Origin of the sequence: Loktanella sp. SALINAS62 (assembly GCF_018263905.1) — a bacterium.
Taxonomy (GTDB): Bacteria; Pseudomonadota; Alphaproteobacteria; order Rhodobacterales; family Rhodobacteraceae; genus Loktanella.
Map to the genome: position 1 here is coordinate 142,222 of NZ_JAAFZU010000030.1, position 14,447 is coordinate 156,668.

Consider the following 14,447-nt stretch of genomic DNA (forward strand, 5'->3'; position numbering starts at 1 on the left):
ACAGCAGCGTTTTCAGACAAGATCATAAGGGCCCGCCGATGTTCAGATGTAGTGTTACCGCCGTATTCGGGGCTGCGCTGGCAACCACCGCCCTGCCCGCCTTGGCGCAAGACGCTCTTTGGATCCAGTTGGAAGCACAGCCCAGCATCGATGCCGCCATGACACGGGCGCAACGCTACGATGCCGGGCAGGATAACGTCGCCGCATTCAATCTGGGTGGGCGTTGGAACGCCGTGGTGATCGGCCCCTTTGACAGCCGCACGCAGGCCAACGACGTGCTGCGCGACCTGCGCCGGTCGGGGATCGCCCCGACCGATGCTTTTTTGACCGATGGCGCGCGTTTTGCCAGCCAGTTCTATCCCGAACCGGGGGCGACGGCCGCAGTACCTGCCCCACAGGATGCGCCCAGTGACGCAGCCCCCGCAGCCGTGGTGATCGACACGCCGGCAATCCAGCCCGACGAAACCGTGCAGGAAGCACGCGTTTCCGAACAATCGCTGTCCCAGTCGGACAAGGAAGCGTTGCAAATCGCGCTGAACTGGGCCGGTTTTTATGACGCAGCCATCGACGGCGCATTCGGGCGCGGCACACGCAGCGCTATGGAAGCATGGCAGTTGGCGAACGGATATGCGCCCACGGGTGTCCTGACGACAGCCCAGCGCAGCGCCCTGATCGGCGCATACAATGCGGTGCTGGACGGCATGAATCTGCAACTGGTGCGCGACAATGCCGCAGGGATCGAAATGAAAATCCCGACCGGCGTGGTATCATTTGTCGAATACGAACCGCCCTTTGCCCGGTACGGCCCGAAATCCGATGATTTGAACGCGCAGGTTCTGATGATTTCGCAACAAGGCGACCAGAACCGCCTGTTCGGGCTGTACGAGATCCTTCAGACCCTTGCGATCGTCCCGATGGACGGCGAACGCCAGCGCGGTGATACCAGCTTTGAAATCAATGCCACCGGTGCCAAGGTCGAAACCTATGTCACGGCACGGCTGGACGACGGTCAGATCAAAGGATTTGCACTGGTCTGGCCTGCAGACGACACGGCCCGGTTTACCCGCATCCGCGATGAAATGCGCGACAGCTTTACCGCCGTGGATGGTGTGCTGGACCCCGCGTTGGCCCGGACAGAAGATCAGGCCATTGATCTGGTCGCGGGGCTTGCCGTGCGCAAACCCAGCCAATCGCAGGCAGGGTTTTACATCACCAACGACGGAACCGTGCTGACCGCAGCAGCCGCCTTGGACAATTGTGAAGAAATCACGCTGAACGGGGCCGAACCTGCCACGATGCTGACCCGCGATGCCGATCTGAATCTGGCCGTGCTACAACCCACCAAAAACCTGTCACCGCAATCAGTGGCCCAGTTCCAGACGCAGGTGCCACGCCTGCAATCGGAAATTGCCGTCGCGGGCTATCCGTTCGGGGGTGTGCTGTCCGCCCCGACGCTGACCTTTGGCCGGCTGTCCGATATTCGCGGGCTGAACGGCGAAGAAGACATCAAACGCCTGACCATCACCACCCGCCCCGGCGACACGGGCGGCCCGGTTTTCGACAACAGCGGGGCGGTGCTGGGCATGTTGCTGCCGCGCGCGACGGGTACCGGACAGGTCTTGCCGGCGGATGTCAGCTTTCTGGTCGATGCCGAAACGATCAAGGTGTTTCTGGACCGCGCCGGGATCACCGCCCAGACCACGGACACACTGACGTTCATGGCACCCGAAACCCTGACGTCGCTGGCGGCCGAAAACACAGTTCTGGTCAGTTGCTGGTAATCAGACCCGCCAAAAGCGCGCGCTGATATCGCCACGCCCGCCCGGTCGAAACGGGGCGGGCATTACCGACGAGGTTTGCAGGTATCAGCCGACGTGGAACAGCGACGCGAACAGCCGTGGATCAAGCGATGTCGCGTCAAAGGTCGGACCACGGGTCAGGACCGATACGGCATCGTGGCTGTGCAGGCTTTCCTGATGGCTGGCGACGACACGGAAATCCCCGATCCGCTGATCTGCATCCAGCGCCTGCGTGAACAGCCGTGCGGCGTCTTCGACGAAAATCGGGTTTGCGGCGTTCAGTTCGGCAAACGCCTGTTCGTCTTCGCGTTTCACCATCACCTGCGTTTCCGTCGGCACGACACTGCGGGCCATCTCAACCAGATCCTCAAACCACAACACGGGGCTATCGGGGTCGATTACCGCCGACAGCCGCGCCACGGACCGCTGCGAATGCGGCGTGGCAAGCTGGCCGCGGAACTGGCGGGCGTGTTCGGACAGTTCCAGCGAACACGGGCAGGTGCTGGAATAGATGTAATCCAGATGGATGATATTGGACCTGACGCCGTCCCGTTCCACAACTTCCAGCGCCATGTCGTAATACTGATACCCGGTCAGCCCGGACCGCAGGCTTTCGACCTTCATCGGAAAGGAAAACCGCATCTGCAGCCGCGCGTCAAAGCTGTCCAGATCGTCGATGTAGGAATCCAGCGCCCGCGTCATCACATCAAAGCTGAAGGTTTCTTCGGCATACCGATAAAACGTCCGCATGATGCGGCTCATGTTGATGCCTTTTTTGTCCGCCTCCAGCGATACCGTCCCGGTGACGCTGGTTTCCAGCGTCAGCGTGCCGCCTTCACGGGTGCGGAACCGGATCGGCAACCGAAAGTTGCTGATCCCGACATGCTGGATTTCGCTGTGCGCACCCCGGATCAGGCTGGACGGACCATTCTGCAAATCCGGCATTGTCGCACGATAGACAGCGTCTGCCGCAAAGTCGTCGGGATAGGCGCGCGACAGGTGCGGATAGTTGGACACCTCGCCGGTTGGCGTCAGGCGGTGCAGCAACGGATCGACCGCTGCGACATCCTCTGGCGCGGCGGTTTCGGTCCAGCTGCGGAGCAGTTGCAAGGCCGCTTTGGCGTCTTCCATGCTTGGTGGAACAACGTCGCGTGTATGTTTGTTCATATCGGGCCCTTCCTTGGGACGACATCGGCAGGCTACAAATGGTGCGCCCTGCCCGTTCGCCAAGAACCTTAATGCATTTTTATGCCTGCGCTACGTCCAAAGCCTGCGTCAAATCGGCCAAAAGATCACCAGCATCTTCCAGACCGACCGACAGCCGGATCAGACCGGGCGTGATACCCAGATGCGCCTTTTGTGCGTCGGGCAACCGCTGATGTGTGGTCGATGCAGGCGGCGTGGCGATGGATTTTGCATCGCCCAAATTGTTCGAAATCAACCAGATTTCCAATGCATTCAATAGCTTGAAGCTGGTTTCTTGCGACCCTGTGTCGATGGCCAGCATGGTCCCGCCGCATCCCATCTGGTCCATGCAAAGCGCGTGTTGCGGATGACTTTGCAGACCCGGATAGATCACGCGGGTAAGATTGGGGTGATTTTCAAGCCCTGCGGCAATCTGCGCCGCGCTGTCTGTCTGTGCGCGTACGCGCAGGTCCATGTGCTCCAGGCTTTTGACCAAAGTCCAGGCCGTGAACGGCGACATCGACCCGCCCGTGTGCTTCATATAGGTTTCAATCGGCCCGCGAATATAATCGCGCTTGCCCAGAATCACGCCACCCAGCGACCGGCCCTGCCCGTCGATATGTTTGGTCGCGGAATAGATCACGACGTCGGCCCCCAGTTCCAGCGCCCGGCTATAGACTGGCGTGGCGAACACGTTGTCGACCATCACCAACGCACCCTTGGCGTGACCAATTTCTGCCACGGCCTGAATATCGACCGCTTCCAGCACGGGGTTCGACAGGGATTCGAAAAACACGACCGCCGTGTCGTCACGCACCGCAGCACGCCACTGGTCCAGATCGGCGCCGTCCACGAACGTCACTTCGACCCCGTAGCGGGTCATCACCTCTTCCAGCACATACAGGCACGATCCGAACAACGCGCGCGACGATACCACGTGGTCGCCCGCCTTCAGCGTCGCCATCAGCGCACCCGACACCGCAGCCATGCCCGACGCGCAGGCAAACGCATCTTCGGCGCCTTCGATGGCGGCGATCCGGTCTTCGAACATCGCGGTCGTGGGGTTGCCATAGCGGGCATAGATGAATTCATCGTCACCGGTGTTCTGGAACCGCGCCTGTGCGGCTTCTGCCGTGGGATAGACAAACCCTTGGGTCAGGAAAATCGCCTCTGACACCTCGCCCCACTGGCTGCGACGTGTACCTGCGTGTACCGCTTTGGTCCGTTTGTTCCATTCCGACATATCAGGCCCTTTCAAGGCAAAGAAAAACCCCGACACCACAGGTATCGGGGCACACCCCTTACCCTTTTAGCGGAATGTTTAACGTGGCCCGCAATCCGGCATCAAATCACCACGGCATGCGCTTACGCCCCTGCACCGGATGCGTCAAGCGGACCGTGCGCCGCTACTCTGCCTCGTCGCGGTCGGACTGGATCATGTAAGGTTCCAGCGCGGTGATCTGCCAGACCAGAAACACCATCATCATGGCCGGAAAGCCAAAGGTTTCGACCTTGACCCAGATATCCGTCGATTGCGTCCGCCACAGGATTTCGTTGAACACCGCAAGAAACACGAAAAAGCCGGTGATCCGGCGGGTCAGCTGCATCCAGCCTGCGTGCTTCATGGCAATCAGTTCCCCCATGACCCATTCCAGATAGGACCGGCCCCGCCACAGCCCGAACCCAAGGATCGCCGCAAGAAAGGTATAAACGATGGTGGTTTTCATCTTGAAAAACCGCTCATCGTTGAACCAGCCGGTCAGCCCGCCGAAAAAGATCACCATAGCGGCCGTGAACACCTGCATCCGGCTCAGCTTGCCGGTCAGCGCCCACAGGATCGCCATTGCCACCAGCATGATCGGCACAAACAACAGCGTCGCCACGATGAACCCTGAATAGGCGGTGCCCGCGATGTCGAACGTGCGTTCGTCCAACCGCTGGTAGATCACGAAAAAGGCCAGCGTCGGGCCCAGTTCCAGCACCTGCTTGAGCACGGGGTTGATCTTGCGTTCGGCCATCATGGTCTCCTTCGGGGGTCTGATTGCCCGGGTTTGCCCCGGCGTGCAAGCTTCCGTGGTGGAACAATCCCGTGCTCTGACACTTTGATCAGGCAGGAGGCATGTTATGGGGAACATCTTGCAATCGACCCTGTCGGGCAGTTTCGAAGCGGTGCCAGCCAGTCTGGCGATTGTCCGGCTTGTGTCAGCCATGGTGCTGGGCGGACTGGTCGGGCTGGAACGCGAATTCAAGGAAAAGCCCGCGGGCCTGCGCACCCATATCCTTGTGGCCATCGCGGCCTGTCTGTTCACCATCGTCGGTCAGGAACTGGTGCAACTGCAATTCGAAAGCGATGACGCGAAACGGATCGACCCCCTGCGCCTGATCGAGGCGGTGACCGCCGGCGTCGCCTTTTTGGCCGCAGGCGTGATTTTCACCAGTGGCGGATCGGTCAAAAACATCACGACAGGCGCATCTATGTGGCTGGCCGGCGCAATCGGGCTGGCCTGCGGTGCGGGTGAAATACCCCTCGCCGCCATCGCGGCAGCGCTGGTCGTTGCCGTGCTTTATGTGCTGGAACGGTTGAAACCGTCGGACTAGACCCGGTCCAGCCCGACCAGTGCCGCGGCAAAATCCTCTGGGTCGAACGGGGCCAGATCATCGATCTGTTCGCCCACCCCGATGGCATGGATCGGCAGGCCGAATTTATCGGCCAGCGCCACCAGCACGCCGCCCTTGGCCGTGCCATCCAGTTTGGTCATCACCAGACCGGATACATCGGCCAGTTCCTGAAACACCTTGACCTGCTGCAATGCATTCTGACCCGTCGTCGCATCCAGCACCAACAAGGTGTTGTGCGGCGCATCAGGGTCTTTCTTGCGGATCACACGCACGATCTTTGACAGCTCTTCCATCAGGTCGGCGCGGTTCTGCAAGCGGCCTGCGGTGTCGATCATCAGCAGATCGGCCCCATCGGCCTGCGCCTTTGTCATCGCGTCAAACGCCAGCGATGCGGGGTCGGACCCTTCGGGCGCGGTCAGCACGGGCACGCCCGCGCGGTCGCCCCAGATTTGCAACTGTTCAACCGCCGCCGCGCGGAACGTATCGCCCGCCGCGATCACGACCGTTTTGCCCGCCGCCTTGAACTGGCTGGCCAGCTTGCCGATGGTCGTGGTTTTGCCCGACCCGTTCACACCGACGACCAACACCACCTGCGGCCGGTGCTGATACAGCGGCATCGGGCGCGCGACCGGTTCCATGATGCGCGTCACTTCGTCAGCCAGAAGCTGCTTGATTTCCGTCACCGACAATTTCCGGCCCAACCGGCCCTCGGCCATGTTGGCCGTCACCCGCAGCGCGGTATCCACCCCCATATCGGCGGCAATCAGCAATTCTTCCAATTGCTCGATCATGTCGTCGTCCAGCGTGCGCCGCACCACCGGGGCGGCGTCGCGCGGTTTGAACAGCCCGCCCAGAATGCCTGCGGGTTTTTCGGACGCAGACGCGGGCGGTTCCGGGTCGGGATCGGCCAGTACGGGTGCGGGCGGCGTTTCGGGCGCAGGCCGGACATGCGGTTCTGCAGGGGCATCAGCGACCGGTTGGTCGGGTGCTTCATCGCCACCGTCCGACACGATGGCATCCAGTCCCGCGTCCAGTTGCGAGGACGACCGGAACATCCGGTCTTTCAGTTTCTTGAAGAATGCCATCGGGTCCGCCCTGATCTATCTGCCCCCTAGCTAGTGCCATCCGCCTTCAAAGAAAAGAGAGCGCCGGTTGACCGCTGCCCCGACCCCGAGTCTAAGATCGGTCATGATCAGGCTTGTTCTTATGTTGATGATGCTCGCGTCCCCTGCTGCGGCGCAATCCGAACAGGGAACCCTGTGCAGCAGCGGCAAATGGGGGCCGGTGCAGTGTATCCGCCCGTCGCATTTCGCCTATGACACCTGTCAGGCGATCCAGCATTTTGCAGCACGCAACGATCTGCCGCCGGGGTTCTTTGCCCGCCTGTTGTGGCAAGAAAGCCGGTTCGACCCCAACGCCCTGTCGCACGCCGATGCGCGCGGCATCGCGCAGTTCATCGACAGCACCGCCCAGTTGCGCGGCCTGCGCGACAGCCTGAACCCGGCACAGGCGCTGGAACATTCCGCCCACTACCTTGCTGAAATGACACGCAAATACGGAAACGTCGGTTTGGCAGCCATAGGCTACAACGGTGGCGAATCCCGCGCCCAAGGCCTGATCGACGGCAGCGGATTCCTGATGCCCGAAACCATCGACTATGTGCAGATCATCACCGGGCATACCGCACAGAATTGGCGCGACACGCCCCCGCCCGACCCCGATTTCAGACTGCAGGGCGACATGCCGTTCATGGCCGCCTGTCTGGATCTGGCCCAGAACCGCCGCTTCAGCGCCTATCCGGCGCCCGAACCGCAGGTGTCGCCATGGGGTGCGCAACTGGCCTTTGGCCGCACCGCCGCACAGGCGCGCGAATCCTATGACCGGCGCACGCGGCAATGCGGGTTTTCACGTGGCGACCGGACGCTTGATCTGGTGTTCGTGCGCAACCGCGCATCCGGAAAACAAGGTTACGTCATGGCCCGTGTCGGCGCTGACAGTGCGGCAGATGCGACGCGGGTCTGCACACAGGCACGCGCCACGGGCTGCGGCTGCGCGGTCTTTGCGAACTAAACCTCGTCCGGGAAATGTTTTATCGTCAGGCGGATCGGGTTGGGTGCAGCCTGTCCCAGACCGCAAATGGATGCATCCACCATCACCTGCGACAGGTCTTCCAGCAGGTCACGGTCCCAGTGATCCGCCTGCATCAGTTTGACCGCCTTTTCGCAGCCGACCCGGCAGGGCGTGCATTGCCCGCACGATTCGTCGGCAAAGAATTCCAGCATGTTCAGGGCGGCGGCGCGCGCACTGTCACGATCAGACAGCACCACCACCGCCGCCGACCCGATAAAGCTGCCATGCGGCTGCAACGTGTCGAAATCCAGCGGCACATCGTCCAGCGACGCAGGCAACAGTCCGGACGACGGCCCCCCCGGCTGATACGCCTTGAACACATGCCCGTCCGCCATGCCCCCCGCCGCGGCGATCACGTCGCGGATCGTGGACCCCGCAGGCAACAGATAGACACCCAGACGCGCGACACGGCCCGACACGGAATAATTCCGCAACCCCTGACGCCCGTTGCGTTCCACCGACGACAGAATTTCTGGACCTTCGCGCAGCACGCGGGTGACCCAGATCAGCGTTTCGACGTTATGCACCAGCGTCGGTCGTCCAAAGACGCCAACCTGTGCGACATAGGGCGGACGATGGCGCGGGATGCCGCGCTTGCCCTCGATCGATTCGATCATCGCGGATTCTTCGCCGCAGATATACGCCCCCGCACCGCGCCGCAGATCGATGAAACCGTCAGCGACGATGCCCGCATCGACCAGCCGCGCGATTTCGTCGCGCAGAATGCGGATCACGGCGGGATATTCGTCGCGCATGTAGATAAACACGCGGTCCGCCGCCACGGCCCAGGCGGCAATCAGCATGCCTTCCAGGAACAGATGCGGCGTGCGTTCCAGATACCAGCGGTCCTTGAACGTGCCCGGCTCGCCTTCGTCCCCGTTGACAGCCAGATAGCGCGGCCCCGCTTCGGCGCGGACAAAGCCCCATTTCTTGCCCGACGGGAACCCGGCCCCGCCCAGACCGCGCAGGCCCGATGCGGCGACCTGCGCCTGCACCGCTTCCCAGTCGCCCCCGTCGCGGCAGCCCAGCAGCGCGTCATAGCCGCCCTGCGCGCGGTAGGCGTCAAAGGTTTCGTAATCAGGGATATCGGCGTGGGTATGGCCTGCGGCGATGGCCGATCTGACCTTGTCCACGGTCGCATGGTCGATGGAATGATGCCCCAGATGCAGCGCCGGCGCGGTATCACACCGCCCCATGCAGGGCGCGCGCACCACACGCACCTGATCGGCGGGCAGATCATCCAGCAGCGCCTGTTTCAGCGCCTGCGCGCCCGCCAATTCGCACGACAGCGATTCGCAAATGCGGATCGTCAGCGCGGGCGGCGGCGTCTCGTCTTCCTTGACCACGTCGAAATGCGCGTAGAACGTGGCGACTTCATATACTTCCGTCTGGGACAGGCGCATTTCTTCGGCCAAGGCCCGCAGATGGGCCGCCGACAGATGCCCGTGGGCATCCTGAATCAGATGCAGATATTCGATCAGCAAATCAGCGCGGCGCGGACGGTCCCCCAACAGGGCGCGTACGTCGTCCCACGCCTGATCGTCCAACTGGCGTCCCTTGGGCGTCTTGCGGCCCTTGCCCTTGCCCGATTTCCAGACACCCTTGTCGTGATCCAGCGCCATGATCGCGTCCTTTTTCCCCGTCTTGCCGTTGTGTAAGGGAAACACGGCACAGGGCACCATGCAAATGCGACTGATTTTAACTTTGTAACGCTGCAACCCTGCGTCGTGCGTCAATCTGGGCCGGGACAAATCCCCCACCGCAGTGCTAAAAGACCCAATCCCCTGGACCTGTGATGATATGCGCCCCATTGCCATTTTTACCATTGCGACCCTGATACCGATCCCGCTTTTGACGCTTGCGGCGCTGTTCGGCGGCGTCTGGGTTGTGGTCGCGTGGATCTACATGACCGTGTTCACCTATCTGCTGGACCAGTTGGTCGCCGTCGTCCCCCTGCCCGTCGAAGGAGAGGAATTTCCCGCAGGCGATCTGCTGTCAGTGGTGCTGGCCGTCGCGCATTTCGGTCTGCTGGGGGTGTCGATCCACGCCATCGGCACCGCACAAATCGGCCTGTGGTCATCGGTTGGTCTGATCATAGCGCTTGGTTTGTATTTTGGTCAGGTCAGCAATTCGAACGCGCACGAGCTGATCCACAAGGGACGCCGCAGCCTGAACCTGCTGGGACGCTGGGTCTATATTTCGATGCTGTATGGCCACCATGTGTCGGCCCATGTGCTGATCCACCACCGTCTGGTGGCAACGCCAGACGACCCCGCCACCGCGCGACTGGGCGAAGGCTATTGGTCCTACGTGCCGCGCGCTTGGGCTGGGTCGTTCCGCATGGGATACACGGCCGAACAGGCCCGGCTGGACCGCGTCGGACGCGGCCATATGCACAACCCCTATGTGGTCTATATCTTGGGCGGGCTGGGGTTTTGTGTGGCGGCGGTCGCCATTGGCGGCCTGCGTGGCCTTGCCGCCTATCTGCTGCTTGCGGCCTACGCGCAGGTGCAATTGCTGTTGTCCGACTACGTGCAGCACTATGGGCTGACCCGCAGCACCATCGACGGCAAACCTGAACCCGTCGGCCCGCGTCACAGCTGGAACGCGCCGCAATGGTTTTCAGGCGCATTGATGCTAAACGCCCCGCGCCATTCCGACCACCACGCCCATCCCGCGCGCCCGTTCCCCGCACTGCGGCTGGACAGCGACGCGCCGATCCTTCCCCGCAGCCTGCCCGCGATGGCAAGCCTTGCACTGGTCCCGCCCCTGTGGCGCCGCGTCATGGATCGCCGCGTGCAACGGGTCATGGCATGAGGATCGCCGCAGTTGTGTTGCTGTTGGCCTCACCCGCTGCCGCCGCCGATCTGCTGACCGCCGACGGCTTTGAATCCTACGTCACGGGCAAGACGCTGGCGTTTACCGGCACCGACGGCACGATCTTTGGCATAGAACAATATCTGCCGGACCGGCGTGTCATCTGGTCCGGCGCACCGGGCGATTGCATCGCGGGACGCTGGTTCGATTCGGACAACCAGATCTGTTTTGCCTACGACGGCGACCCTTTGCCAAAATGCTGGTCGGTATCGCTGACAAACACCGGGCTACGCGCGGAATCGTCACTTTATCAAACCCTGCTGATCGAGGCGCAGGAAACCACGCTGACCTGCGCCGGTCCCGATCTTTTGTCCTAGAACAGCTTGCCCTGCGGATCGCCATTCACGGTGATGCGGCCATCGGCGAATTCGATTTCGATGCTGCGCGCCGTGGTCACGCCGTCCGTGCGTGTCACGACCGCACCGTCACCGCGCACGACGGCATAGCCGCGCCGCAGCGTTTCCTTGTATCCCACCGATTCGCGGACCCGGTCCATCGCATCCAGACGGGCGCGACGGCGTTCGATATCGCGCGTTGCCCGGTCGGACAGCCGTTGCAGCACCACGGCCAGCCGGTCCTTGGCCCGGTTTGTATCCGGTGCGACCAACCGCTGACGCGCCACGGTCTGCCGCGCATCGGCCACCCTGCGTTGCAATGCAGGGTCCAACCGCGCGGCCAGCACCACCAGCCTGCGCCGCTGTTCACCAATCGCCCGCGTCAGCAGGGCGGGCCGCAGCGCTGCATCGGCCAGTTGCACCCGCTTGCGGCCCGCCGCCGATTTCAGCGCACCGGGCAGTCGCTCGCCCAGATAATCCAGACGCTGGCGCGGCCCCTGCAACAACGACTCCGCCTGCGGCAGGGCGCGGCCCAGATCCCGCAACCGCTGATCCCGTTGCGCAAGTCCCGTGGTCAGCGCCCGACTGATCCGCGCGCCCATCTGGTCCAGCCCCGCCTTCAGTTCCAACCGCACGGGCACGGCCATTTCAGCGGCTGCCGTCGGTGTCGGTGCACGCCGGTCGGATACGAAATCGATCAGGGTCGTGTCGGTTTCGTGCCCCACGGCGGAAATCAGCGGGATCGCGCTGTCGGCAGCAGCCCGCGCCACGATTTCTTCGTTGAAACCCCACAGATCCTCGATCGATCCGCCACCGCGCGCCACGATCAGCAGATCGGGTCGCGGCAGCGCCCCGCCCGGTGTCATCGCGTTAAAGCCACGGATCGCCGCCACCACGTCTGGCGCACACCGCGCGCCCTGCACCGCCACGGGCCAGACCAGCACCTTGCGCGGAAAACGGTCACGCAGCCGGTGCAGGATGTCCCGGATCACCGCGCCACTGGGCGATGTGACGACGCCGATCACCTCTGGCAGGAACGGCAGGGGCCGCTTGCGGGCTGCATCGAACAGACCTTCGGCCTGCAAAGCCGCCTTGCGTTTTTCCAGCATCGCCATCAGCGCACCGGCCCCGGCAGGCGCGATATCTTCGATGATCATCTGGTATTTCGACTGCCCCGGAAAGGTTGTCAGCTTGCCGGTCGCAATGACCTCCATCCCCTCTTCGGGCTGTTGGGCCAGCGTCGCGGCGCGGCCTTTCCAGATGATCCCCGACAGCACGGACCGGTCGTCTTTCAGGTCCAGATACAGGTGCCCCGACCGGGGCCGCGACACGCGACCGACCTCGCCACGCACGCGGACGCGGCCAAATTCGCCCTCGATCGTCTTTTTGATCGCACCCGACAGGTCGGACACGGAAAACGCCGGGGTGTTGTCGCCCGGACCAGATGTATCGTCTGTGTCGTCTTCGAACAGGTCCATGTATCCGCCTTGTGATCGCGTTGCGCGCATCCTAAAACGCGCAGCGACAAAGGCCAAGCAGGGGACAGCGCATGAACATTCTTATCCTTGGCAGCGGTGGACGCGAACACAGCCTTGCATGGGCGGTCCTGCAAAACCCGAAATGCGACCGCCTGATCGTCGCCCCCGGCAACGCAGGCATCGCCCAACTGGCCGAATGCGCCCAGATCGACATTCTGGACGGACAGGCCGTTGCGACCTTTGCCGCAGACGAATCAATCGACTTCGTCATCATCGGACCAGAGGCACCCCTTGCTGTCGGCGTGGCCGACGATCTGCGCGCCGCCGGGTTTGCAGTTTTCGGACCATCCGCCGCCGCCGCGCGACTGGAATCGTCGAAATCTTTCACAAAAACGATCTGCGATGCCTGTAACGCCCCGACTGCCGCCTATGCACATTTCACCCACGCCGAAGATGCACGCGCCTACGTCCGCACCCGGCCCCTGCCCATCGTGGTCAAGGCCGACGGGCTGGCCGCAGGCAAGGGCGTCGTGGTGGCCGAAACCCTGAAAGATGCGCTTGATGCCGTCGATGACATGATGGGCGGCCAGTTCGGTGACGCCGGTGCCGAAGTCGTGGTCGAGGATTTCCTGACCGGCGAAGAAGCGTCTTTCTTCGTTCTGGTCGACGGCACCACGGTTTTGCCAATCGGCACGGCACAGGATCACAAACGCGCTTTTGACGGCGACACCGGCCCCAACACCGGTGGCATGGGCGCGTATTCTCCGGCCCCCGTGATGACCGACGCGGTCACGCAAAAGGCGCTGGATGAAATCGTCAAACCCACAATGCGCGAAATGGCCCAGCGCGGAACGCCGTTCAACGGGGTGCTGTTCGTCGGCCTGATGATCGACGCGGGCCAGCCCAGCCTTGTGGAATTCAACGTGCGTTTTGGCGATCCGGAATGTCAGGGCCTGATGATGCGGCTTGGCGGTCAGGTGCTGGACCTGCTGCAAGCCTGCGCCGAAGCGCGACTGGACAGCCAGACAGTGCATTGGGCCGATGACCACGCGCTAAGCGTCGTCATGGCCGCCGACGGATACCCCGGCGATTATGTCAAAGGCAGCGAAATCAAAGGGCTCGACGCCCTGCCAAAGGACAGTTTTCACATGGCGTTCCACGCGGGCACCAGCACGCAGGATGGCAAAACGATTGCCACCGGTGGGCGTGTGCTGGCGTTGACGGCGCGGGGCGACACCCTGCAACAGGCCCATGATCGCGCCTATGCGATGGTCGACGCCATTGACTGGCCTGCTGGTTTTTGCCGCCGCGACATCGGCTGGCGCGCGCTGTAAGAAATCGGCGCAGATCGGCTGACCGCGCGCGGGGCAAAGTGCCGTGTTCGCAGAAAATCGCTTTTCCAACAGAAAAGGCCGCGTCCTCCCAAACGCGGCCTTTCCCCCTCCCCTAGTGTGACGGGCCTGTTGTCAGGCCGCGCGTCCCACCAGAACCGAACCGATCTCTTCCGCGGCAGCTTTTTCGTCGTTGCCAGCCACCACGGCAATCTCGCGCGTCAGGCGTTCCAACGCGGCTTCGTATAGCTGCCGTTCGGAATAGCTTTGCTCGCGCTGATCATCCGCACGATGCAGATCACGCACCACTTCGGCAATAGCGATCAGATCACCAGAGTTGATTTTTTGTTCGTATTCCTGCGCGCGACGCGACCACATCGCTTTTTTGACTTTTGCCTTGCCGCGCAGGGTCTTCATTGCGTGGCTGACCACTTCGGGGGACGCCAGCGGGCGCATGCCCACTTCGGTCGCCTTGTGGGTCGGCACGCGCAGCGTCATCTTGTCCTTTTCAAAGGCGATGACGAACAGCTCCAGCTCGAATCCGGCAACTTCCTGCGTTTCGACAGACACGATCTTGCCCACGCCGTGCGCCGGATAGACGACGAAATCGTTGGGTTGAAAATCTTTTTTCTTCTTGCTCATGGCTTTCCTTTCCATGACCCGACGCAATCAACCCCGCAGAACGAATTCCAC

Annotated in this window: 13 protein-coding genes and 1 riboswitch; of the genes, 6 read left to right on the forward strand and 7 right to left on the reverse strand. The window is 62.4% G+C overall.

Features of this window, described 5'->3' with window-relative positions:
- Nucleotides 1-38: 38 nt before the first annotated feature.
- Nucleotides 39-1,781 carry a trypsin-like peptidase domain-containing protein gene (locus tag GZH79_RS11780; RefSeq protein WP_211643977.1) on the forward strand — a complete coding sequence of 581 codons (1,743 nt, stop codon included), beginning with the start codon at nt 39-41 and terminating at the stop codon, nt 1,779-1,781.
- A gap of 84 nt (nt 1,782-1,865) precedes the next feature.
- On the opposite strand, the gene folE2 is transcribed toward GZH79_RS11780, so the two are convergent.
- The 3 genes from folE2 to GZH79_RS11795 form a co-directional block, all read right to left on the reverse strand.
- A complete protein-coding gene (gene folE2, locus GZH79_RS11785; RefSeq protein ID WP_211643978.1) occupies nt 1,866-2,966 on the reverse strand; it encodes a GTP cyclohydrolase FolE2 in 1,101 nt (366 codons plus the stop codon).
- A 79-nt stretch (nt 2,967-3,045) separates the two neighbouring features.
- A complete protein-coding gene (gene metZ / locus GZH79_RS11790) occupies nt 3,046-4,227 on the reverse strand; it encodes an O-succinylhomoserine sulfhydrylase (RefSeq protein ID WP_211643979.1) in 1,182 nt (393 codons plus the stop codon).
- 45 nt (nt 4,228-4,272) lie between these two features.
- A riboswitch (SAM riboswitch) is annotated at nt 4,273-4,350 on the reverse strand.
- Nucleotides 4,351-4,390: 40 nt separating this feature from the next.
- Nucleotides 4,391-5,002, reverse strand: coding sequence for an inner membrane-spanning protein YciB (locus GZH79_RS11795; RefSeq protein ID WP_211643980.1), 612 nt, complete (start codon nt 5,000-5,002; stop codon nt 4,391-4,393).
- Between the two features lie 106 nt (nt 5,003-5,108).
- Here GZH79_RS11795 and GZH79_RS11800 point away from each other — a divergent pair, with 106 nt between their 5' ends.
- Nucleotides 5,109-5,582 carry an MgtC/SapB family protein gene (locus GZH79_RS11800; protein WP_211643981.1) on the forward strand — a complete coding sequence of 158 codons (474 nt, stop codon included), beginning with the start codon at nt 5,109-5,111 and terminating at the stop codon, nt 5,580-5,582.
- On the opposite strand, the gene ftsY is transcribed toward GZH79_RS11800, so the two are convergent.
- Entirely contained in the window at nt 5,579-6,688 is a 1,110-nt protein-coding gene (gene ftsY / locus GZH79_RS11805; RefSeq protein WP_211643982.1) for a signal recognition particle-docking protein FtsY, read from the reverse strand. The genes GZH79_RS11800 and ftsY overlap by 4 nt on opposite strands.
- A gap of 103 nt (nt 6,689-6,791) precedes the next feature.
- On the opposite strand from ftsY, the gene GZH79_RS11810 reads away from it, so the two are divergent.
- Complete coding sequence (locus GZH79_RS11810; RefSeq protein ID WP_211643983.1) at nt 6,792-7,673, forward strand: lytic transglycosylase domain-containing protein; 882 nt, start codon at nt 6,792-6,794, stop codon at nt 7,671-7,673.
- Here GZH79_RS11810 and GZH79_RS11815 read toward each other — a convergent pair.
- On the reverse strand, nt 7,670-9,355 hold the full coding sequence (locus GZH79_RS11815; RefSeq protein WP_211643984.1) for an NAD(P)H-dependent oxidoreductase subunit E: 1,686 nt from the start codon (nt 9,353-9,355) through the stop codon (nt 7,670-7,672). The two genes, GZH79_RS11810 and GZH79_RS11815, sit on opposite strands and share 4 nt — an antisense overlap.
- Nucleotides 9,356-9,533: 178 nt before the next feature.
- Between GZH79_RS11815 and GZH79_RS11820 the strand changes: the two genes are divergently transcribed.
- Nucleotides 9,534-10,550: an alkane 1-monooxygenase gene (locus tag GZH79_RS11820; RefSeq protein WP_211643985.1), complete on the forward strand. Its 1,017-nt coding sequence runs from the start codon at nt 9,534-9,536 to the stop codon at nt 10,548-10,550.
- On the forward strand, nt 10,547-10,927 hold the full coding sequence (locus tag GZH79_RS11825) for a hypothetical protein (protein WP_211643986.1): 381 nt from the start codon (nt 10,547-10,549) through the stop codon (nt 10,925-10,927). Before GZH79_RS11820 ends, GZH79_RS11825 begins: the two co-directional genes overlap by 4 nt.
- Here the strand turns inward: GZH79_RS11825 and xseA are convergent.
- Complete coding sequence (gene xseA / locus GZH79_RS11830; RefSeq protein ID WP_211643987.1) at nt 10,924-12,423, reverse strand: exodeoxyribonuclease VII large subunit; 1,500 nt, start codon at nt 12,421-12,423, stop codon at nt 10,924-10,926. The genes GZH79_RS11825 and xseA overlap by 4 nt on opposite strands.
- 71 nt (nt 12,424-12,494) lie before the next feature.
- Between xseA and purD the strand changes: the two genes are divergently transcribed.
- Nucleotides 12,495-13,757 (forward strand): phosphoribosylamine--glycine ligase, encoded by a 1,263-nt coding sequence (purD, locus tag GZH79_RS11835; protein ID WP_211643988.1) that lies wholly within the window; start codon nt 12,495-12,497, stop codon nt 13,755-13,757.
- Nucleotides 13,758-13,889: 132 nt separating this feature from the next.
- Here purD and GZH79_RS11840 read toward each other — a convergent pair whose 3' ends face one another.
- Nucleotides 13,890-14,396 carry a CarD family transcriptional regulator gene (locus GZH79_RS11840; RefSeq protein WP_211643989.1) on the reverse strand — a complete coding sequence of 169 codons (507 nt, stop codon included), beginning with the start codon at nt 14,394-14,396 and terminating at the stop codon, nt 13,890-13,892.
- Nucleotides 14,397-14,447 lie beyond the last annotated feature (51 nt).

Coding starts and splice junctions, on each gene's coding strand:
- purD (WP_211643988.1), top strand. CDS start 12,495: ATGAACATTCTTATCCTTGGCAGCGGTGGACGCGAACACAGCCTTGCA.
- folE2 (WP_211643978.1), bottom strand. CDS start 2,966: ATGAACAAACATACACGCGACGTTGTTCCACCAAGCATGGAAGACGCC.
- GZH79_RS11795 (WP_211643980.1), bottom strand. CDS start 5,002: ATGGCCGAACGCAAGATCAACCCCGTGCTCAAGCAGGTGCTGGAACTG.
- metZ (WP_211643979.1), bottom strand. CDS start 4,227: ATGTCGGAATGGAACAAACGGACCAAAGCGGTACACGCAGGTACACGT.
- ftsY (WP_211643982.1), bottom strand. CDS start 6,688: ATGGCATTCTTCAAGAAACTGAAAGACCGGATGTTCCGGTCGTCCTCG.
- GZH79_RS11820 (WP_211643985.1), top strand. CDS start 9,534: ATGCGCCCCATTGCCATTTTTACCATTGCGACCCTGATACCGATCCCG.
- xseA (WP_211643987.1), bottom strand. CDS start 12,423: ATGGACCTGTTCGAAGACGACACAGACGATACATCTGGTCCGGGCGAC.
- GZH79_RS11780 (WP_211643977.1), top strand. CDS start 39: ATGTTCAGATGTAGTGTTACCGCCGTATTCGGGGCTGCGCTGGCAACC.
- GZH79_RS11810 (WP_211643983.1), top strand. CDS start 6,792: ATGATCAGGCTTGTTCTTATGTTGATGATGCTCGCGTCCCCTGCTGCG.
- GZH79_RS11825 (WP_211643986.1), top strand. CDS start 10,547: ATGAGGATCGCCGCAGTTGTGTTGCTGTTGGCCTCACCCGCTGCCGCC.
- GZH79_RS11800 (WP_211643981.1), top strand. CDS start 5,109: ATGGGGAACATCTTGCAATCGACCCTGTCGGGCAGTTTCGAAGCGGTG.
- GZH79_RS11840 (WP_211643989.1), bottom strand. CDS start 14,396: ATGAGCAAGAAGAAAAAAGATTTTCAACCCAACGATTTCGTCGTCTAT.
- GZH79_RS11815 (WP_211643984.1), bottom strand. CDS start 9,355: ATGGCGCTGGATCACGACAAGGGTGTCTGGAAATCGGGCAAGGGCAAG.